This window comes from Pyxidicoccus caerfyrddinensis, from assembly GCF_010894405.1.
GTDB lineage: Bacteria > Myxococcota > Myxococcia > Myxococcales > Myxococcaceae > Myxococcus > Myxococcus caerfyrddinensis.
In genome coordinates, this window is record NZ_JAAIYA010000013.1 from 277,632 (window position 1) to 297,894 (window position 20,263).

Annotated in this window: 16 protein-coding genes; 8 read left to right on the top strand and 8 right to left on the bottom strand. The window is 68.8% G+C overall.

Annotation, left to right across the window (positions count from 1 at the left end):
* Positions 1-42: 42 nt before the first annotated feature.
* Positions 43-1,383 (bottom strand): DUF418 domain-containing protein, encoded by a 1,341-nt coding sequence (locus tag G4D86_RS30320; RefSeq protein ID WP_240360546.1) that lies wholly within the window; start codon positions 1,381-1,383, stop codon positions 43-45.
* A 314-nt stretch (positions 1,384-1,697) separates the two neighbouring features.
* On the opposite strand from G4D86_RS30320, the gene G4D86_RS30325 reads away from it, so the two are divergent.
* Positions 1,698-3,710 (top strand): M36 family metallopeptidase, encoded by a 2,013-nt coding sequence (locus G4D86_RS30325; protein ID WP_240360547.1) that lies wholly within the window; start codon positions 1,698-1,700, stop codon positions 3,708-3,710.
* A 63-nt stretch (positions 3,711-3,773) separates the two neighbouring features.
* On the opposite strand, the gene G4D86_RS30330 is transcribed toward G4D86_RS30325, so the two are convergent.
* From G4D86_RS30330 to G4D86_RS30345, 4 genes are all read right to left on the bottom strand, one after another.
* Positions 3,774-4,247, bottom strand: coding sequence for an FBP domain-containing protein (locus tag G4D86_RS30330; protein WP_163997551.1), 474 nt, complete (start codon positions 4,245-4,247; stop codon positions 3,774-3,776).
* 79 nt (positions 4,248-4,326) lie between these two features.
* Positions 4,327-5,079: an SDR family oxidoreductase gene (locus G4D86_RS30335; RefSeq protein WP_163997552.1), complete on the bottom strand. Its 753-nt coding sequence runs from the start codon at positions 5,077-5,079 to the stop codon at positions 4,327-4,329.
* 76 nt (positions 5,080-5,155) lie between these two features.
* Positions 5,156-5,686 (bottom strand): TetR/AcrR family transcriptional regulator, encoded by a 531-nt coding sequence (locus G4D86_RS30340; protein ID WP_163997553.1) that lies wholly within the window; start codon positions 5,684-5,686, stop codon positions 5,156-5,158.
* Positions 5,687-5,793: 107 nt separating this feature from the next.
* On the bottom strand, positions 5,794-6,387 hold the full coding sequence (locus G4D86_RS30345; protein WP_163997554.1) for a TetR/AcrR family transcriptional regulator: 594 nt from the start codon (positions 6,385-6,387) through the stop codon (positions 5,794-5,796).
* Between the two features lie 114 nt (positions 6,388-6,501).
* Between G4D86_RS30345 and G4D86_RS30350 the strand changes: the two genes are divergently transcribed.
* Both G4D86_RS30350 and G4D86_RS30355 read left to right on the top strand, forming a co-directional pair.
* Positions 6,502-7,239, top strand: coding sequence for an SDR family oxidoreductase (locus tag G4D86_RS30350; protein WP_163997555.1), 738 nt, complete (start codon positions 6,502-6,504; stop codon positions 7,237-7,239).
* A gap of 20 nt (positions 7,240-7,259) precedes the next feature.
* Entirely contained in the window at positions 7,260-7,754 is a 495-nt protein-coding gene (locus G4D86_RS30355; protein ID WP_163997556.1) for a hypothetical protein, read from the top strand.
* A gap of 15 nt (positions 7,755-7,769) precedes the next feature.
* On the opposite strand, the gene G4D86_RS30360 is transcribed toward G4D86_RS30355, so the two are convergent.
* Positions 7,770-8,186, bottom strand: a complete 417-nt coding sequence (locus G4D86_RS30360; protein ID WP_163997557.1) for a carbohydrate-binding protein — start codon at positions 8,184-8,186, stop codon at positions 7,770-7,772.
* A gap of 262 nt (positions 8,187-8,448) precedes the next feature.
* Here G4D86_RS30360 and G4D86_RS30365 point away from each other — a divergent pair, with 262 nt between their 5' ends.
* Positions 8,449-9,726, top strand: a complete 1,278-nt coding sequence (locus G4D86_RS30365; RefSeq protein ID WP_163997558.1) for a glycosyltransferase — start codon at positions 8,449-8,451, stop codon at positions 9,724-9,726.
* Between the two features lie 192 nt (positions 9,727-9,918).
* Positions 9,919-11,142 (top strand): DcaP family trimeric outer membrane transporter, encoded by a 1,224-nt coding sequence (locus G4D86_RS30370; RefSeq protein ID WP_163997559.1) that lies wholly within the window; start codon positions 9,919-9,921, stop codon positions 11,140-11,142.
* Between the two features lie 17 nt (positions 11,143-11,159).
* On the opposite strand, the gene glsA is transcribed toward G4D86_RS30370, so the two are convergent.
* The gene (glsA, locus tag G4D86_RS30375) at positions 11,160-12,293 is read right to left on the bottom strand and encodes a glutaminase A (RefSeq protein ID WP_163997560.1); all 1,134 of its coding nucleotides are present in this window, start codon (positions 12,291-12,293) and stop codon (positions 11,160-11,162) included.
* A gap of 229 nt (positions 12,294-12,522) precedes the next feature.
* Here glsA and G4D86_RS30380 point away from each other — a divergent pair, with 229 nt between their 5' ends.
* The 3 genes from G4D86_RS30380 to G4D86_RS30390 all read left to right on the top strand — a co-directional run bounded on the left by G4D86_RS30380 (position 12,523) and on the right by G4D86_RS30390 (position 17,053).
* Positions 12,523-13,623 carry an amidohydrolase family protein gene (locus G4D86_RS30380; protein ID WP_205519841.1) on the top strand — a complete coding sequence of 367 codons (1,101 nt, stop codon included), beginning with the start codon at positions 12,523-12,525 and terminating at the stop codon, positions 13,621-13,623.
* A gap of 6 nt (positions 13,624-13,629) precedes the next feature.
* Complete coding sequence (locus G4D86_RS30385) at positions 13,630-14,973, top strand: hypothetical protein (RefSeq protein ID WP_163997561.1); 1,344 nt, start codon at positions 13,630-13,632, stop codon at positions 14,971-14,973.
* Positions 14,974-15,115: 142 nt separating this feature from the next.
* Positions 15,116-17,053, top strand: coding sequence for a glycoside hydrolase family 15 protein (locus tag G4D86_RS30390; protein WP_163997562.1), 1,938 nt, complete (start codon positions 15,116-15,118; stop codon positions 17,051-17,053).
* 21 nt (positions 17,054-17,074) lie between these two features.
* Here the strand turns inward: G4D86_RS30390 and G4D86_RS30395 are convergent, their stop codons facing one another.
* Positions 17,075-20,188 (bottom strand): PAS domain S-box protein, encoded by a 3,114-nt coding sequence (locus G4D86_RS30395; protein ID WP_163997563.1) that lies wholly within the window; start codon positions 20,186-20,188, stop codon positions 17,075-17,077.
* Positions 20,189-20,263: the final 75 nt, after the last annotated feature.

Consider the following 20,263-nt stretch of genomic DNA (forward strand, 5'->3'; position numbering starts at 1 on the left):
CCCCGCGGCGCCCGGTACGGACTCACAGTGAGTACAGGTGGGTCAGGCGTTCACCACCCCGTCCTCTGGCACGGCGCCGCGGCGCATGGGCTGCGCCCGGCCATACGTGAGCGAGCGCGTCACCCACTCGGCGGGGCCGAAGCGGAAGCGCGCCAGCCACAGGTGGCTGAAGACGACCTGGAGGCTGAAGAGCGCCAAGGCCACCGCGAACTGCGCCGCCGAGCCGAACGTGTGCATCCACCCCAGCCCGTACCCGTAGAAGAGGGCCACGCCCAGCACCGACTCCAGCAGGTAGTTCGTCAGCGCCATGTGGCCCACCGGGGCCAGCACCGACAAGCAGCGCCGCCACGCCTCGCGCTGGAAGAGCAGGGTGATGATGGCGACGTAGGCCGCCGCGATTCCCATCTCCCCGAGGTGGCGCACCGGCGACATGGCGAACGGCAGCCACGGCACCGACTCCGGCTGGAGGACCTTGCGGGAGAAGAGCTGCCCGACGAGCACCCCCAGGCCGCTGGCGAGGAGCCCCAGCCCCAGGCCCCACGCGAGCAGCCGGCGGAAGAAGGGCAGGTGCTGGGAAGCGTCGTGGAAGAGGCGGCGGCGGCCCGCCCACAGGCCCAGCAGGAAGCGGCCGACGATGACGGGGAAGTAGACGCTGAGGTTTCGCCCCAGGTCTCCCAGGTAGTACGCCGCGCCGACCCGCACCGTGTCCGGCCACGAGCCGTGCATGAACGCCTCCAGCACCTGGGCCCGGAGCGCCGAGGCGCGTTCCGCGGACGCCTTCGCGGCCTCCTCGGCGCCCGGTGTGCCGAGCAATTGCGGCAGCCGCAGCGCCACGTTCTCCAGCACGGGCGCGAGGAAGATGAGCGCCGTCGCCCACAGCAGCAGCGTGCGGTCCGCGCGACGGTGGAACACGAGCAGCGTGAAGCCCAGCAGCGCGTAGGTGCTGACGATGTCGCCCTGGAAGAGCAGGAACAGGTGCGCGAGCCCCAGGAGCAACATCACCGTGAGCCGCCGTGCGTACACCGGCACCACCGAAGCCCCGCGCCGCTCCGCGCGCCCGAGCTGCACCGCGAACCCCAGGCCGAACAGGAACGAGAAGAGGGTGATGAACCGGCCGCCAATCAGCACGCTGAACATGTAGTTGCTGACGCTGTCCAGCCAGGACGGGTCCTTGTAGGCCGCCTCGTACTGGACGCGGGAGAGGAACATGCGCCCGCTGAACCAGAGGTAGACGTTGGCCATGAAGACGCCGCACAGCGCGAAGCCGCGCAGCGTGTCGAGCAGCGGCAGGCGCTCGGCTGCTTCGATGGGTTGGGCTTCGGTGGGCGCGGCCGGAGCAGGGGAGGTGGTGGACGTCATGCGCGCGAGGGCTGCAATCCGCACGCCCGGCGTCTCCCATTCGTTGCATGGGCGCCCCGCGCGTCCGTGTCCGGGCCCGGGATTGCCGCGTCTCGTCAATGGGATGCCGCGACGCGACGGCCGCGTGCGTGAGGGTTCCCTTCCGGCCGTAAAAATCAGCCGTGAACGCGTCATTCATGATTTACGTGTGAAAGCTGATTTCCTTGTTTATGAAGGGCTGCCCCCCCCATCCGGGGCAGTCCCCCGCAACGCAGGAGCACGACATGTCCACTGGTTCCTACCGAAGGCGCCTCTTCCATGCGGTGTTTCTCATGGGAGCCCTCACGGGTCCCTCGGCAATGGCAGTCACCCAGGAGTCCGGTGGCGGCCGCAACCACGACGCGCGCGACACGTACAACGCGCAGGCCCGGTTCGGCTTCTCCGTGAGCCAGAAGTCCGGCGAGGCGGCGCTGCGGCAGAGCGTGCCGGAGCTGCTCGTGGAGGTGGACGAGTCGCGCGGGCTGGTGCGCTCGCTCACCAATCCCCTGGGCGCGCTCTCCGGCCCCAGCAGCGGCGACGCGCTGGCCGTCGGCCTGGACTTCGTCCAGAAGCACCACGAGGCGCTCGGGCTGGCGCTGGAGGACCTGGCGCACCTGGAGGTGACGGACCGCGTCTACTCGAAGGTCAGCGGCATCACCAACCTGTACCTGCGCCAGTCGTACCAGGGGCTGCCCGTCTACAACGCGCAGCTTCAAATCAACGTGGACCGGGACGGGCGCGTCCTCGGCGTGCACAGCGACTTCCTGCCCGCGCTCGAATCGGCCATCGCCAGTGTAGAGCCGCGCCTGGGCGCCGGTGACGCGGTGGCGAGCCTGGCGAAGCATCTGGGTGTGCAGCTCGCGGAGGTGCCCCGGGCGCTGAAGTCGGAGCCCGGCGTGAAGCAGCACACGCGCCTGGAGGTGCCGGGCTTCTCGAGCGAGCCCATCGACGCGGAGCTGGCGGTGCTGCCGGTGCGCCGCGGCGAGGCGCGCCTGGTGTGGCACTTCCAGGTCCACACCCCGGACCAGCAGCACGACTACGACGTGACGGTGGACGCCCAGACGGGCGAGGTGTGGACGCGCTTCGACTGGGTGGCCGACGACACGTACAAGGTCTATCCGTTGCCGGTGGAGAGCCCCAACCACACCTCGCCGCTGCCGCCCTCGGACGGGCGCGTGGTGGTCACCAACCCCGCCAACGCGCTGGCCTCGCCCTACGGCTGGCATGACACGAACGGCGTCGCCGGGGCCGAGTTCACCGTTCCCCGCGGCAACAACGTCCACGCGTACGAGGACAGCAACAACGACGGCCTGCCGCCCACGACGCAGCCGGCGTGCGGCACCACGCTCAACTGCAGCTTCACGCTCAGCCTCACGGGCGCGCCCTCCACGTACATCCCGGCGGCCGTCACCAACCTGTTCTACTGGAACAACATCATCCACGACGTCCAGTACCAGTACGGGTTCGACGAGCTGTCCGGCAACTTCCAGGTGAACAACTACGGCCGCGGCGGCGCGGGCAACGACGACGTGCGCGCGGAGGCGCAGGACGGCGGCGGCACCAACAACGCTAACTTCTCCACCCCGCCGGACGGTCAGCGGCCGCGCATGCAGATGTACAAGTGGAACACGGTGACGCCGAACAAGGACGGAGACCTGGACTCGGGCATTGTCGTCCACGAGTACGGCCACGGCATCTCCAACCGCCTCGTCGGCGGCCCCAGCAACGTGTCGTGCCTCGCCAACCGGCAGCAGCCGGGCGAGGGCATCAGCGACTTCCTGGCGCTCTGGTTCACGGCGAGGTCGACGGACACGGGCCCCATGGGCCGCGGCATGGGCACGTACGCGCTGAACCAGGCCACCACCGGCCTGGGCATTCGCACCCAGCGCTACAGCACCAGCTCCTCCGTCAACACGTGGACCTACGCCAGCATCAACGGCATGGCCGTGCCGCACGGCGTTGGCTCGGTGTTCACCCAGGCGATGTGGGAGGCCTACTGGTTGCTCGTGCAGCAGTGGGCGTGGAACAGCAACCTCTACAACGCGACGGGTGGCGCGGGTAACCAGCGCTTCATGCAGTACTTCATCCAGGGCCTGAAGAACACGCCGTGCAGCCCCACCTTCACCCAGGTGCGTGACGGCATCATCCAGGCGGCCACCGCCCTGCACAACGGTGAGGATGTCTGCCGGCTGTGGACGGCCTTCGCCGCCTTCGGCCTGGGCTCCAACGCCGTCTCCGGCGGCTCCGCCAGCACCACGCCGACCAACGGCTTCTCGGTGCCCACCGGGTGCCGGCTGGCCGCCGGCGGCGAGGGCGCTCCGGCGGAGCGGTAGAGACACGCCCCGCCGCGGATGAAGTCAGGCCCCGGTGTGTGGGTTTGCACCGGGGTCTTCGACTCAGGTTTCCGAGCGGACCTCCATTCCCAACGCCTCGCTCGCGAAGCGGGACATGCGCTCGAGCACCCTCTGGGTTGCGTCCACGAGGTCCCGGCCGGCGAGGTTCATCGCCGACTCGAGCTTCTCCTGGCAGCGGAGGTCCAGGCAGAGATTCACGCCCACCCGGCGCTTCGCATCGACATCCGTGGTGAGCAGGCCAATCTGGTCCCCCCCGCCAGGAGAGAGGCACCAGTCACACACCCGGGTCGGCAGGCTCTTGTCTGCCTGCTGATCCCGCCGGAAGGTGATACCCGTGAGGCGCGTGCTGCCGGGTGCGGTGAACACCAGGAAGACGCGAACCCCATACGGGTCCACCCAGGCGAGGTAGTCGCGGACGAAGAGGGGAAGACGGGTGCCCCTGGGCAATTCCACGTGCTTGCGGTCCCGCGAGCGGAATGCGCTCAGCAGCTCTTTCTCTGTCTCGATTCGGAACATGGTGGTTGTCCTGGCCGCCAAACTATCGCGGCCGGACGTCCACCGTGAAGCTTCATTGCCTGGCGCAACCGTCTCCAGGTCAGACGCGTGTCATTCCGCCGTCGACGACGATTTCCTCGCCCGTCATGAAGGAGGAGTCCTCCGAGGCGAGGAACAGCGCCGCGCGCGCAATCTCCTCGGGCCTGCCCAGGCGCCGCAGGGGAATCCTGGCGATGAGAGCCTGCTCGATGGCCGCGACGGCGTCCGGTGGACGCCCGCCCTTGGCGATGATGCCCGAGTCCGTCGGCCCCGGGCTGACGGCGTTGACGCGCACGCCGTGCTCCACGAGCTCGGCGGCGGCGGTGCGCGCCAGCGAGCGCAGGGCGGCCTTCGAGGCGGCGTAGGCGCTGCCCCCCGGCATGCCGAGGATGTTCGTCATCGAGGTGTTGAGGACGACGGCACCGCCCCGGCGGAGCACGGGGATGGCGGCGCCCAGCGCGAGCCATGGCCCCTTCACGTTGATGCGGAAGACCTCGTCGAACATCGCCTCGTCCAGTGAGGCCAGGGGGGCGGTCCTCGAGATGCCCGCGTTCAGGAACAGCACGTCCAGCCCTCCGAACTCGCGCTTCACGTGCTCGAACAGCGCGCGGACCTGGGCACCGTCCGAGGCGTCCGACTGGACCACCTGGGCAATGCCCTGAAGCTCGGCGCGAGCCTTCTCCACCGTGACGGGATTCGACCCCGTGACGAGCACGCGCGCGCCCTCCTCGTGGAACAGCCTCGCGGCCGCGAGGCCAATCCCGCTCGTCCCTCCGGTGATGACCGCCACCTTTCCTTCCAGCTTCCCTGCCATGTCGTGCTTCCTTTCCAGACCATTTGGTCTAAAATAAGCCGGCCGAAGACGCGCCACCCATCTCGAGGGGCGCGTCCTATTCGAGGACTTGCAAGGTGACTCGGGCCATGTCGCGGAGGGCCGCGGACTTCGGGTCGGCCGTGGCGGCGACCCTCAGCCCCTGCAGGGCGCCCACGAAGAAGCGCGCGAGGGCCCGGGTGTCCTTGGACGGCGGCAGCTCTCCCTTTTCCCGGGCTCGTTCGAGCGCCCGGAAGAAGAGGGCCTCGAGGCCGCGCTGCCGGGCGGCGATGCTCCTGGCGAGCTCCGGGTCATGCGGCGCCAGCTCGACCACGGCGCTGACGCCCATGCAGCCGCGGCGCTTCACGGCCTCGCTCTCGTCGACGAGGCCCTCGAACATGTCGCGGAACGCGCGCGTCACGGAGGGCGCGGTCTCCAGGCAGGACTGGAGCTGGTCCAACCGGTGCGTCTCGTAGCGGTCGAGCGCCTCCAGGAACAGCGCATGCTTGTCGCCGAAGGTGTCGTAGAGGCTCTGCCGGGCGATGCCCATGGCGTCGAGCAGGTCGCTCAGCGACGTCGCCTCGTAGCCCTTGTCCCAGAAGACGTGCATCGCCCGGTCGAGCGCTTCCTCTCGGTCGAATTCCCTGGTCCGTGCCATGCGGACAGGTGTAACGACTCCGGACCAATCGGTCAATTATATCGGGATGGCGCCCGGCACTAGCGCTTGGGGCTCCCCAGCGCGTTCCAGTTCATGAGCGCGAGCTCCGCCACGCGGCGCAGCTGTGGGGCGGTGGCGCCGCCAGCGGCCTGCACGGAGAGTCCCTGGGCGACCGTGCACACGTACCGCGCCAGGTCGTTCGGCCGCGCATCCGGCGGCAGGTCGCCTTCCTTCTGGGCGCGAGCCAGCCGCTGGGCGAGCAGGACTTCGGCTTCCTGCCGGCGCTCGGAGACCTCCCGTTGGACTTCCGCCGACTCGGGGCTGCACGCCAGGGCGCCCTGGACGAGGAAGCACCCGGGCGGGGCGTCGGGGCCGGGCTCGGTGTAGAGGCGGAGGAAGCGACGGACGACGTCCTCGGACTTCGGCTCGTCCAGCGCGCGCTGGAGACTCTCCCTGACTGCCCGGGTGTAGCGCTCCACGGCCTTCGAGAAGAGCGAGCGCTTGTTTCCGAACGCCGCATACAGGCTGGGCTTCGCGATTCCGAGCGTCGACGTCAGGTCCTCGAGGGAGGTCCCCTCGTAGCCCTGCCGCCAGAACAGCCGCATCGCGCGGTCCAGCGCCACCTCTTCGTCGAAGCTCCGGGGTCGTCCCATGTTCCGACAACTATACCGGACGGTACGAAATTCACTTGACGAAAGCAGCCCACGGCCGCATTCAATACCGGTCGGTATAGAAATCGCGGACGACGTTCCGCTCTGGAGGTCGAGATGGCTGACGTGAAGAAGGTTGCGTTCGTGACGGGTGGAAACCGTGGCATCGGGCTGCAGACCGCGCGAGAGCTGGGGCAGAGCGGCTTCGAGGTCGTCATCGGCGCTCGCGACCCGAGCAAGGGCCAGGCCGCGCTCGAGGAGCTTCGTGCGGCCGGCGTGAAGGCGGAGGTCGTGCTCTACGATGCCCGGCGGCCGGAGACCGACGCGTCCGTGAAGAAGCACCTCGAAGAAAAGTACGGCCGGCTGGACGTGCTCGTGAACAACGCCGGGCTGATTCGTGAAGAGCTCCTGGCGAGGAACGCGTCGACCGTCCCGGAGGACATCCTGCGCGAGACGTTCGAGACCAACCTCTTCGCCGTGGTGCGGCTGACGCAGACGCTGCTGCCGCTTCTCAAGAAGGCCCCGGCGGGCCGCATCGTCAACGTCTCGAGCATCCTCGGCTCGCTGGGGCTGCACTCCGCGGAGGGCTCACCCATCGCCGCCGCGAAGGCGTTCGCCTACAACGCCTCGAAGTCCGCGCTCAATGCCTTCACGGTGCACCTGGCGGATGAGCTGAAGGACACCCACGTGAAGGTCAACTCCGCGCATCCGGGGTGGGTGAAGACCGAGCTGGGCGGCCCTCACGCCCCCATGGACGTGGCGGACAGCGCCCGGACCAGCGTGCGCCTCGCCACGCTGGCGGCGGATGGTCCGAACGGAGGGTTCTTCCACGAGAACGACCGGCTTCCCTGGTAGAAGGGCCGGCCAGGAGTGCCATGGACCTGCTTCGTGACTTCACCCGCGTCTACGTGTCGGAAGAGTTCATCAGCTTTCTCTCCGACAATGGCTATCTGGACACCGCCTGGGCCGGCGACAAGGACCCGGACGACATGACCGCGGAGGAGCTGCGTCCCGCGAAGCTGTCCATCGACCGGCTCCAGGATGCCTTGGGTGACTTCTGGAACGACCCCGGCGGGCGCATCCTCTTCTATGCCTATCAGAACGTGGACGAGGGTGCGCGGACGCGCGAGCTCCGGAGATACGCGTACGCCGACGCGAAGTGGGACGTCTCCACCACCGTCCACGCGCTCTGCCAGTCCGGGAGGGTCTTCCAGTCCCGCAAGCTCCCCAGGAAGGAGGTCGTCCTCTTCACGGGGAGCTCGGAGACGGTGATCGCCCCCAGCCTTCATGAGCTGCGCACCTGGGCGTATGAGCTCACCTCGCAAGACGCGTACCTCGCCTTCCAGGAGGAGGCGGACGCAGGGCTGTAGGTGGACCGGACCGCCCTAATTCGCCTTGGTGACGGTGAAGTTCTGCCCGTTGTTGTTGTTCCAGGTGCGGTGGCCGGACGCGTCCACGTAGATGGCGTACTCGACGGTGGTGAAGGTGAGGTTGGGAGGGATGTTGAAGGCGCCCCTCCACACCTCGTCCTGGCTGCCATAGGCGTTGGACTGGTTGGCCTGCCAGGAGAGCGTGCCCCACTGGGTGGTCTGCCAGTGGTCCCAGGTATAGACGACGCCCACGGTGTGCCCCGGCGCCACCGGCCACACGCCGGTGTTGAGCTGGAATTGATAGAAGACGTAGCCCCCTCCCGCGCCCACCACGGGCACGCTCGCGTTGATGACCCACGTCGTCTCCGCGGCGGCCAGGGCGGGCAGGAGGAGGAACAGCGCGGCGGACAGGCTCCGGAGATGCTTCATCATGCAGGGCTCCCTTCGATGGAAGCGCCCACCTTGGAGCGCTCGTGCCGGGAACTCAAGCCTGCCCGCTAGAGCGCGACGGGGCAGGCCGTCATCCAGCCGACGGCCTGCCTCGTCGCGCCCCGGTCCGAACTCCCACTGCGCAGGGCCGGCAGGGCGCGCGTGAGCTTGTCCCCGCGCACAGAGGTCCCCAGCTTTGGGGCGTGCTCAGCCTGCCCGCGAGACCGAAGGCGACCAGGCCCACTTGAACGCGAGGGAGGACGGCATGCAGAGCCGACATGTGATTTCCACGGTGGAAGACTACGAGCCCTTCATCGGCCCGCAGGCGGTGGAGCGGATTCTCGCCAAGGGCAAGCAGCTCACCGGCCGCAGCGTCTGCCATGTGAACTCGACCTACTTCGGCGGCGGCGTGGCGGAAATCCTCTCCTCGATGACGCTGCTGATGCGCGCGCTGGGGCTCGACGCCGAGTGGCGCGCCATCCAGGGCCCGCCGGACTTCTACGGAATCACCAAGAAGATGCACAACGCGCTCCAGGGCGCCCCCATCCGCCTCACCGACATCAAGAAGGAAATCTACGAGGACGTCGCCTTCCAGAACGCGCTGCGCAACCGGTTCGACCATGACTACGTCGTGGTGCACGACCCACAGCCGCTCCCACTGGTGGACTTCTCGCACAAGCGCGGGCCGTGGATCTGGCGCTGCCATGTCGACATGGCCAATCCCAGCCAGGAAATCTTCGAGTACCTCACCGGGTACATCGAGAAGTACGACGCGGTCATCAGCAGCGCGGTGGAGTACCGCCAGCCCTGGCGCGTGCCGCAGCTCGTCTTCCAGCCGGCCATCGACCCGTTCAGCATCCTCAACCGCGAGCTGCCGGAAGGGGAGGTGGAGCGGCGCCTGCGCCACTACGGCGTCCCCACGGACCTGCCGCTGGTGGTCCAGGTCTCCCGGTTCGACCGGTGGAAGGACCCGCACGGCGTCATCGAGGCCTTCCAGATGGCGCGGCGGAAGGTGGAGTGCACGCTGGTGCTCGTGGGCAACGTGGCCACGGATGACCCCGAGGGGCCGCAAGTCTACGAGTCGCTCCTGGGCAAGAAGGAGGACCGGGTCCTCATCATGAGCGGTGAGGACACGTCGTTCGTGAACGCCCTCCAGCGCCGCGCCGCCGTGGTGATGCAGAAGTCCCTGCGCGAGGGCTTCGGCCTGACGGTCAGCGAGGCCATGTGGAAGCGCACGCCCGTCATCGGCGGCAACGTGGGCGGCATCCGCTACCAGATTGACGACGGGGAGAATGGCTTCCTGGTGTCCTCGATAGAGGAGGCCGCGGACCGCCTGGTGCGCCTGCTCTCCGACGAGGGGCTGCGCCGCCGCATGGGCGAGGCGGCGCGCGAGAAGGTGCGGCAGAACTTCCTGATGACCCGCTACCTGGAGCAGTACCTGGACCTGATGGACGGCTTCGAGGCCCGCTACCGCCTGCGTCCCGAGACCCTGGACCGGCTGATGCCGGAGGGCGCCGGGGTGGAGCGGCACGCCCCGCACTGACGGGAGCGGTCAGGCCGCCCGCCCGCGAGCGGTTGCCCGTGAAGCGCAAGGCGGTGTGCGCTTCCGGGCAATGCCGCTCCCGTGCCACCGCCCGCTGTGTGGTGGCCGATGCCGCGAAGCACGCGGGTCGCATGGACTGGGCAGGTGCCTTCACCCACGCTCCGGTCCCTTCCAGGGGGCCGGATGCGAATCATGCGCTGGGCAGCGATGGGGGTGGGTGTGCTGGCGTGTCTCGGCGCGCTCCCCGCGGGTGCGCAGGACGAGGAGAAGCCCTCGGGGACCCGGTTGGAGGTCTACGGCTTCGCGATGGTCGACACCGGCTACAACTTCGGAACCATCGACCCGGACTGGTACGACGTGGTGCGCCCCACGAAGCTGCCCTCGTTCGACGGCGAGTTCGGCGGCGAGGGACGGGTGTTCTTCGGCGTCCGGCAGAGCCGGCTCGGCGTCAAGAGCTTCATGCTCACGCCCCTGGGCGAGCTGAAGGTCCACCTCGAAGCGGAGCTGTTCGGCGTCGGCGACGACGCGGGGCAGACGACCTTCCGGCTGCGACACGCCTTCGGCGAGCTCGGGCAGTTCGGCGCAGGGCAGACGTGGAGCGGGTTCATGGACCCCGACGTGTTCCCGAACTCCATCGAGTACTGGGGACCCACCGGGATGGTGTTCTACCGGAACGCGCAGATTCGCTGGCGTCCGCTCCAGGGCACGCCCTCCGAGGTGCACGTCTCCATCGAAAGTCCGGGCGGCGCGGCGGACCTGGACCGGTTCGCCGACCGGAGCGAGCTGGAAGGCGTCAGCTCACGCTTTCCCGCGCCCGACCTCGTGGCCCACTACCGGTACACCGGAGCGCTCGGCCACATCCAGGTGGCGGGGATTCTCCGCTACCTCAAATGGGATGACCTGGGCACCGACGCACTCGACCTGGCCGGAGACGAGGTGGGCTGGGGCGTCAACGTGAGCTCGAACGTGAAGCTCCCGTGGAAGGATGCGGTGCTCAAGCTGCAGTTCGTCTACGGCAATGCCATCCAGAACTACATGAACGACGCCGCATCGGACATCGCCGTCCAGATGAACCCGGAGGACCCGGCACGGCCAATCGAGGGCGTGGGGTTGAACGTGCTGGGCACGGTCGCCTTCCTCGACTTGAGCTGGACTCCGTGGCTGACCAGCACGCTCGGGCACTCGTTCGTGAATGTGAGCAACTCGAATGGCCAGGACGACCAGGCCTTCAACATCGGGCACTACGCCCTGGCCAACGTGCTGGTGCACCCCACGGAGGACTTCTTCTTCGGCCCGGAGTTCCAGTGGGGGCAGCGGCGCAACCACGGAGGCGGGTATGTCTATGATGACTACCGCATCCAGTTCTCGATGAAGTACTCCTTCAACCACGTCTTCAAAATCAAGAAGGAGGAGTGAGCGCGGGGGCCACCCGCCTACCGCGGGGCGGGCCTGGGCGTGGGCCGCTGGGCGACGCGGAAGACGTTGCCGCCGAGGTCCTTCGTGATGGATTCGATGGCCCGCTGCGCGCGCACGCTGTTGCCGGCCTTGTCCAGCGGTGGGGAGAACGCGGCCACCGCGTACTTCCCGGGCACCACCGCGACGATGCCGCCGCCCACGCCGCTCTTGGCGGGCACGCCCACCTCGAAGGCCCACGTCCCTGAGTCCTCGTAGAGGCCGGCGGTCATCATCAACGCGAGCGTGCGCGCGGCGACGTCGGCGCTCACCACCTGCTTGCCGGTGAGGGGGTTGAGGCCTCCCGCCGCGAGGGTGGCGCCCATGGCGGCCAGGTCCTTCACGTTCACCGCCACCGAGCACTGCCGCGTGTAGACATCGAGCGCTTCCGCCGGTTTGCCCGGAATCACCTCATACGCCTTGAGCAGGTCCGCGATGGAGCGGTTGCGGGTGTTGGTGGCCGCCTCGGACTTGTAGATTTCGTCATCCACCGGGAGGTCGCGTCCGGCGAACGCGCTGAGCGTCCCCTGCACGCTCTTCCAGCGCTCGGTTTCGTTGGCGGCCTTCAGGTTTCCCACCGTGGCGATGGCGCCCGCGTTCACCAGGGGGTTGCCGGTGGGCGGATCCTCCGACGTCTTGTTCCGCTCGATGGCCTCGATTGAGTTGAAGGGGAGGCCGGTGGCATTCACTCCAATCTTCTCCTCCATCTTGTCGATGCCCATCTCGGACATCAGCCGCGCGGCCACGAAGGGCTTGGAGATGGATTGGATGGAGAAGGCCTGGCTGTCATCCCCAACGGAGAAGACCCTTCCGTCCACGGTGAGGATGGCAATGCCGAACAGGTTCGGGTCCACCTTGGCGAGCGCCGGGATGTAGTCGGCGTTCTTGCCTTCGGTGACGCCCTTGTTCGCCGTATAGGCCTTCTGCATCGCCGCCTGGAGCTCCGCGTCGGAGGGAAGTCCGGCCGCGGGGGGCGTGCGAGGACGCGGGGTGGCTTGCGCGGATGATGGCGGCGGCTTCTGCGCGGACGTCTGCGCCGAAGCGCCAGTCGCCGCGACGATGGCGGCCAGCGCGGCGACGAGCGCCCTCCAGCTCGTGCGATTCCCTGGGAGCATGGTGTTCCCTCCGGTTTCCGACAGCTCTCAGCGAAGAACCTGGGGCGACGTCCTCGGGAGGACAGCGTACCGGGGGAGGAGGGCACCTCCTGCGCCCGCCTGGCCGGTCGCGGCATGAGAGAGGGGCCGTGCTCCTCTTCGCCCACAGGACATCACCCCCGCCCCCGCGACGGATTCTCGGGGGAGAGGGGCCTACCTAGGTTGCGGAGGCCTGCCCGGAGGCCTGCCCTTGCCGCGTCTGCCTGCTTCGCAGCACCCATGGGGCTCGGGGCTCGCGCTCGGCCTGCTCATGGCGACGCAAGCCTTTGGACAAGCCACCCCGCCGCGGACCCCCTTCCTCTTCCACGATTCGCATGTCCACCTGACCAATTACATCCAGGAGGGCGTCGACATCCGCGACCTGTTGCGGGTGATGGGAGACAAGGTGGGCCGGGCCACGCTGTTCGGCATTCCCTTGCAGCAGCAGTGGTCCCATCGCGTCTCGGGGGACTTCGCGCCCACCTACTACCTGCAGACGGACGCGCCGCTCTACTACTACTCCTTCACGGATGCGTTCATCGCGCAGGCCTACCTGTCCCTGCCCAGGGCGCAGCGCGCGCGCTTCGAGCCGATGATTACCGGCTTCAACCCCACCGATATGTACGCGGCGGACCACATCAAGCGGGTGCTCACGCTCTTCCCCGGCGTGTTCAGCGGCATTGGCGAGTTCACCATCCACAAGGAATTCGTGTCGGCGAAGGTCGCGGGCGAGGTCGCCAGCCTGACGGACCCGGCGCTGGACCGCATCCTGGACTTCGCCGGCGAGGCGGGCCTCGTGGTGATTCTGCACAACGACATCGACGTTCCCTTCGCCGAGCGGGAGAAGGTCCCGGTCCACCTGGAGCAGCTCAAGGCCCTGTTCCGGCGCCATCCCAGGACCACCATCATCTGGGCGCATATCGGCGTGGGCCGGGTGGTGCGTCCGGTGCTCCATCACATGGCGATGGCGGAGGAGCTGCTCGCGGACCCGCAATACAGCCACGTGTACATGGACATCTCCTGGAGCGAGGTCGCGAAGTACGCCATGGCCACGCCGGAGACCACGCGGCGGGTGGCGGACACCCTCAGCCGGTATCCCGACCGCTTCCTCTTCGGCACCGACGAGGTCGCCCCCTCCAACCAGGCCGACTACCTGCGCGTCTACGAGCAGTACGCTCCGATGCTGGAGCTGCTGTCCCCAGAGGTCCGCGCGAAGCTGCTCAAGGGCAACTTCGAGCGCCTGTTCGACGCGGCCCACGTGAAGGTCCGCGCGTGGGAGCGCTCCCAACGCAACCGCCCCGCGACTCCCTAGAGCTCCATGACCCCAGACCTCCGTCGATTCCGCCGTGGCCCGCTGCTGGCGCTGGTTGTCATTGCTGCGGCGCTCGTTCCGCTCCGGGCCTGGGCCCAGGATGAAGCCCCGGTGGATGCACCCGCCCAGGCGAAGCCGGACGAGCAGGACCTGGAGCCCGCCGAGAATGCCATTGCCGGCGAGTTCCGGCCCGCCCGGGGCTTCCAGGTGCTGGAGACCGATTATGGCAGCCTGAATGTGAGCCTCTACGGCCTGGTGCGCTATGTGAATCAGCTCCCGGGAGAGCAGACGTTCATCGACCATCTCGGGCGCGAGCGCACCGTCAAGACTCGCAACGACATCAACTGGCACCGCACGATGATCTGGTTCTCGGGCTTCGCGCTCACCCCGCGCCTGAACTACACGCTCACCGTCTGGTCGCTGCCTTCCACGCAGCAGACGCTGGCCTTCGGCAACCTGCAGTTCCGGTTCAACAAGGCTCTCACGCTGGGCGCCGGCATCGGGCCCACGCTCACCGCCCGCTCGATGCAGGGCTCGCATCCGTTCTGGGCGTCGAGCGACCGGCAGATGTCGGAGGAGTTCTTCCGGGGTGGTTTCTCCTCCGGTGTCTGGTTGAAGGGCGAGCCCCTCCACCGGCTGACCTACACGCTCTCGGTGAACACGAACCTGAGCCAGCTCGGCATCACCGCGGCCAATGACTCTCGCGACATGGCCTACAGCGCGTCCGTGGCGTGGCTGCCCACCACGGGCGAGTTCGGCCTGCGGGGCGGCCTGGCGGACTTCGAGGAGCACCAGCGGGTGGCCACCCGCTTCGGCTTCTCGGTGGCGCACGCACGGGAAGACCGGGCGAACGAGCTCGGCCTGGCGCCCAATGAAACCCAGCTTCGTCTCTCCGACGGGTTGCTGGCCTTCGAGCAGGACGCGCTCGCGGACGGGGTGACGGTGCGCAAGCTCGACTACGAGGTGCTGGCGTTGGACGTGGGGGCGAAGTTCCGGGGCTTCACGTTCCAGGGCGAGTACTTCTTCCGCCGGCTCTCGGACTTCCTGGCCACCGGCCCGGTGCCGCAGGACTCCATCTTCGACCACGGCTTCTTCGTCCAGGGGATGTACATGGTCGTCCCGAAGTACGTGGGCGTGTACTCCACGGGCTCCTTCGTCTTCGACGACTTCGGCCGCCGTCCCTGGGAGCTGTCTGGCGGCGTCAGCGTGTTCCCCATGGCCGCGCGGAGCTGGCGGTTGAACCTGCACTTCATCTACGTCGACCGCAGCCCCACCGGGTCCAACTTCGGCTTCTACACGGCGGGGCAGACGGGGCCGACGATTTCGCTCGGCACCGACATCCTGCTGTGAGCGGAGCGCTCGACGCGCGGCGGGGAAGCGAGCCCCAGGTGGGTGGGCCGCCGGGCGAGCCACCCGCGAGTCCGGGCGTGGCGGTCGGCTGTCCCTACCTTGAGGGCGGGAGGTCGCGGTCTTCCTCGCGACTCGGCTGCTCATGGACCTCTACAGCGCCGCGAAGCGAATGGCCCGCCCCTTCCGGTTCTCCAATCCGGCCTCCTACCGGGAAATCCCCCTGGCGGGCCGCGGGGTGATTGGCGACGGAATCACCTGTGCCCTCGTCCGGCCGGATGGCGTCATCGACTGGCTCTGCTTCCCCCGCTTCGACAGCCCGAGCGTCTTCGCGGGCATCCTCGACGACGAGAAGGGGGGCATCACCGGCATCACCCCCGTCGTCTGGCCGTTCGAGAGCCTGCAGCGCTACGACCCGGACACCAACGTCCTCGAGACGCTCTTCCGCTTCGAGCGCAAGGGCGTCGTCCGCATCATCGACTACATGCCCTGGACGAACGACCCGCGCTCCACCGTCCACGAGGTGCACCGACGCCTCGAGTGCCTCGAGGGCGCGGTGGAGCTGAACGTCGTCTTCGACCCGCGCTTCGGGTACGGCGCCTCGGAGACGCGGGTGGAGCGGGAGGAGCACGGCCTGGTCGCGCGCGGGGCGCGGGGCGAGCGCATGGTCGCCGTCCTCAGCGGGGAGGCGGTCTGGCGGCCCTGCGGTGAGCTCCACGGGCAGCCATGCCGGGGCGAGTCGGGCCTGCAGACGCGCATCCGGATGGCGGCGGGCGAGCGGCGCTGGATGATTCTGTCCTGGGACTCGGACCGGCCGGAGCCCATCGCCGCCTACCGGCCCTTCGACCACCTCCGCGACACCCGGCAGGCCTGGCGCGAGTGGTCCCAGCGCCTCCACTACGAGGGGCCCTGGCGGCACCATGTCCTCCGCTCCGCGCTGGTGCTGAAGCTGCTGATGTACGGCCCCACCGGCGCCATGGTGGCCGCGCCCACCACCTCGCTGCCCGAGTGGATGGGCGGACCTCGCAACTGGGACTACCGCTTCAGCTGGGTCCGCGACTCGGCGATGGCCGTGCGGGCCACCAACCTGCTCGGCTTCCTGAGCGAGTCGCGCGAGTTCTTCTACTTCGTGCGCGACACCCTGCAGCGCGGCGACCCGCTCCAGGTGATGTATACGCTGGATGGCGGCCCCGTGCCTCCGGAGCAGGAGCTGTCACACCTCGCGGGCTTCCAGGGCTCGCGCCCGGTGCGCATCGGGAACGGCGCGAGAGACCAGTTCCAGTTCGACACCGCGGGCGCGCTGCTCGACGCGGCGTATCTCTACGAGCGCTTCGGCGGACGGCTCCCGCTGCGCACCTGGCGGCTGCTGCGCTCGGTCATCCAGACCACCGCGCGCCGCTGGTGCGAGCCCGACCACGGCATCTGGGAGCCGCGCCGGGAGATGCGCCACAACGTCCACTCGAAGCTCATGGGCTGGCTGGCGCTGCGCCGGGGACAGCACCTGTCCCGGCTCTTCGGCGAGACGGCGCTGGAGCAGTCGTGCACGGAGCTGGCGGACGTCATCCGGACCGACATCCTCCGCAACGGCGTGGACCCGGCCCGGAAGCACTTCGTCGGCGTCTACGGTGGGAACGAGCCGGATGCCGCGTTGCTGCTCCTGCCCATCGTCGGGTGCTTTCGAGCGACAGACCCATTCATCCTCCGGACCATCGACTGGCTGCGCGGCGAGCTGGGCGCGGGCCCGTTCCTCCGGCGCTACCGGATGGATGACGGGGTAGGGGGCCCCGAGGGTGGCTTCATCCTCTGCGGCTTCTGGCTGGCCGAGGCGCTGGCGCTGGCCAACCGCATCGAGGAGGCCGAGGACGTCTTCGTCGCGCATGCCGAGGCGTCGAACCACCTGGGCCTGCTGGCGGAGGAAATCCACCCATTGACTCGCGAGCAGCTCGGCAACTTCCCGCAGGCCTTCAGCCACCTCGGCCTCATCAGCGCCGCGGCGCGCATCGACCGCGCGCTGCGGCTGCGTGACGAAGGACAGACGGAGCCGCCACACCTCCTCGAGCCCGAGCCGCCACCCATCGAGTAGCGCGGGAGCAGGCGCAAGCCCTCACGCCGGAGGGGAGGGCGCCAGGCTGCCGAGCTGCGCGCCCGCCTCGGCGCTCTCCAGGGGCAGCTCCACGATGAACGTGGCCCCCTGGCCGAGCGTGCTCTCGACCTTCGCCGTGCCGCCCAGGGCCTCGACAATCTGCCGGGAGATATAGAGCCCCAGGCCCAGTCCTCCGTAATGGCGCTCGGACACCGCGCGCTCGAACTTGCCCCAGATGCGCTGGAGGTTCTCCGGAGCAATGCCGATACCCAGGTCGCTGACCGTCAGCCTCGCGCGCCCGTCCACCACCTCCACACGCAGCGTCACCGGGTGGCCGGGGCCGTACTTGACGGCGTTCGCCAGCAGGTTCGTCACCACCTGCTCCAGCCGCGAACCGTCCCACGTGCCCCGCACCGGCGAGGGGGCGTGGAGGCGCACCTCGCAGCCCGCTCGCTTCGCCTCGGTGTCGAAGCGGCCGGCCACGTCGCGCACCAGCGCCGCGAGGTCGCACTCCTGGGGCTCGAGCGTGAGCGCCAGCCGCCCCGCGCGGATGTTCGACACGTCCAGCAGGTCATTCACCAGGCAGGCGAGCCGCTTCACCTGCCGCCGCATGACTTCCACGTGGGGCGCGAGACGCCGGGCCAGGGAGGACTCCGGCTCGGCCCCGGCCGCGCGCGCGAGCGCCTCGAGCTTGAGGGCCAGGGGCGTCAGCGGCGTCTTGAGCTCATGGCTGGCGATGCCGAGGAACTCGTCGCGAGCGCTGACCGCCAGCCTCAGCTCCTCGAGGAGCCGCTCGCGCTCCTTCTCCGCCTCCCTCCGCGCGGTGATGTCCACGCCCACCACCACGCCGTGGGTGATGCGGCCCTGGACGTCGCGCACGGGTGTCGCGCTGTACTCGACGGCGCCCCGGCTGCCGTCGTCCCGGAGCACGTCGATTGTCTCGCTCTTCACCACCTCGCCATGGGTGACGGCGCGCGCCAGGGGCCACTCGTGCGGCTCGTACAGCCGCCCATCGGGATGGAAGCCCGGATAGCCGCGGTACTCCTCGATGTTGCTGGCGGCGCGGTAGGGACTGCGGACCTGCGCCGTCGCCTGTGCGTTGACCAGGATGATTCTCCCGCTGGGCGCCTCCGCGATGTAGACGGCATGGGGCAGTTGCTGCAACACGGCCTGGAGGATGCTCCGCTCGCTCGTCACCTGGCGGATGAGCTCCTCGCGCTCGGCCTCCATTCGGACGCGCTCCGTCACGTCCAGCGCCGCGATGCTGAGGCTCGTGACGCGGCCCGCTTCATCCAGGAGTGGCTGGTAGAACACCTCGAAGGTGCGGCCCGAGACCCTGGCTATCGTGGAGAAGGTCTCCCCTCTCAGTCCCCGGCGCATGCTTTCCACCACCGAGGGCTCGTCCGCGTAGAACTCGAAGGCGGACTGTCCCACCGCCTGGCCCGGAGCAAGACCGAGCCCCTTGAGTCCCTTGCCCTCGGACAGGACGATGCGGCCGTCGGCGTCGAGCACGGCGAGCACGAGCGGCGCGCTGTTGATGACGGTCCGCAGCCGCTCCTCCGCCAACACGCGCCGCTCCTCGGCCTCCCCCTGCTGGGTGACGTCCCGCGCGGACGCATAGATGAGGCCCGTCTCCAGCACGGGCACGGCGGTCCAGGCGAGCGACTTCCATGAGCCATCCTTGCAAGCGCAGCGGAGGATGCGGCCCGGGTTGGGGATGCCCCGGGTGAGGTTGTCCAGCGTCTCTTGCGCCACCTGCTGGTCCGCCGGGTGGACGAGCTGAAGGAACGGCCGGGACAGGAGCTCTTCCTCGCTCCAGCCCACGACGCGCGTGAAGGCCGGGTTGACCCGCTTGAAGGTGCCGTCCAGGCCGGCGATGCAGAAGATGTCCGGGGCCAGGCGGAAGAAGCGCTCGCGGTCCGCTTCGGCCGCCTTGCGCTCGGTCAGGTCCAGCACGAAGGTGGCGTTCTGGTTCTGCTCGGGCAGGCGGACGCTGCCCAGGAGGACCGGCACACGACGGCCGTCCTTGCGCACGTACTCCTTTTCAAAGGTGCTCGCGACGCCGCTGGCTTGAGTCTCCTCCACCGCCCGCCGCGTCACCGCCTGGAACTCCGGTGGCGTGATGGCCAGGAAGTTGATGCGGTCCGCCGCCAGGTCCTCGCGGCTGTAGCCCACGATGCGCAGGAAGGCATCGTTGGCATGGAGGATGCGGCCGTGGTCGTCGCTGAGCACGAGCCCGATGACATGGGATTCGAAGATGCGGCGGAAGCGCGCCTCGCCCGCCTTGAGCTGCTCCGCCAGCGCCTCCGCCCGCTCGCGGGCTGCCTTCTCCTTGAGCAGGAACAGGTCCCGCTCCCGCTCGGACCGCTTCCGGTCCGTCACGTCGCGGAAGCTCCAGACCCTTCCGACAATCCGGTCCCCCAGCCGCTGCGGCTGCGAATAGCGCTCGAGCGTCCTGCCGTCCTTGAACTCGAGGACGTCGAAGCTCCGGGCCTCGGGGGTTGAATAGAGCGCCTCGACCTTCGCGAGGAACGCCGCGGGGTCGACGAGCCGGGTGAGCGCGCACGCGAGGGCCCGCTTGTCGTCGCGCGTGGCGATGACCTCCTCCGGGATGCCCCACAGCTCCAGGAACTGCGTGTTGAAGTCCACGATGCGCCCCTGCGTGTCCACGACGAGGAGCCCATCCGCCGTCGACTCGAGCGTGGCGCGCAGGAGGGAGTCCGAATGCTCCAGTCCCTGGTCAGCGCGGGTGTCCTCCTCGAGGCGCAGCATCAAGCACCGCAGCTCGGGTGTACGGCCCTCGCCGCGCTCGAGCGTGAGCACCTTGGACAGGAAGGGGAGCGCCTGCCCGTTCGCAGCCAGGAACCGATGCACGCCGCTGCGCTTCGTCCGATGGCGGGGGCCGTCCTGATAGAGCGCCAGCGCGGCGTCGCGGTCATCGGGGTGAACGTGCCGGGCGAGGAAGTCCGGCTCGGTCCACCACTGCTCCACCGGATAGCCGAGAATCTCGGCGGCATTCGGACTCACGCGGGTGAGCTGGAGCGTCGCCGCCTCGGCGGCCCAGGCGATGGCATCGAACTCCCGGGCCCAGTCGGAGAAGGCGCTCTCTTCAGTCCTGGCCTCGGCCATCATCATCCCTGTCCCCCTCTCGAGGGTCTCCCTCTTGATTCTAAGGACGGTCGGAGGGGGTGTTGGACGAAGGGGCCCGGC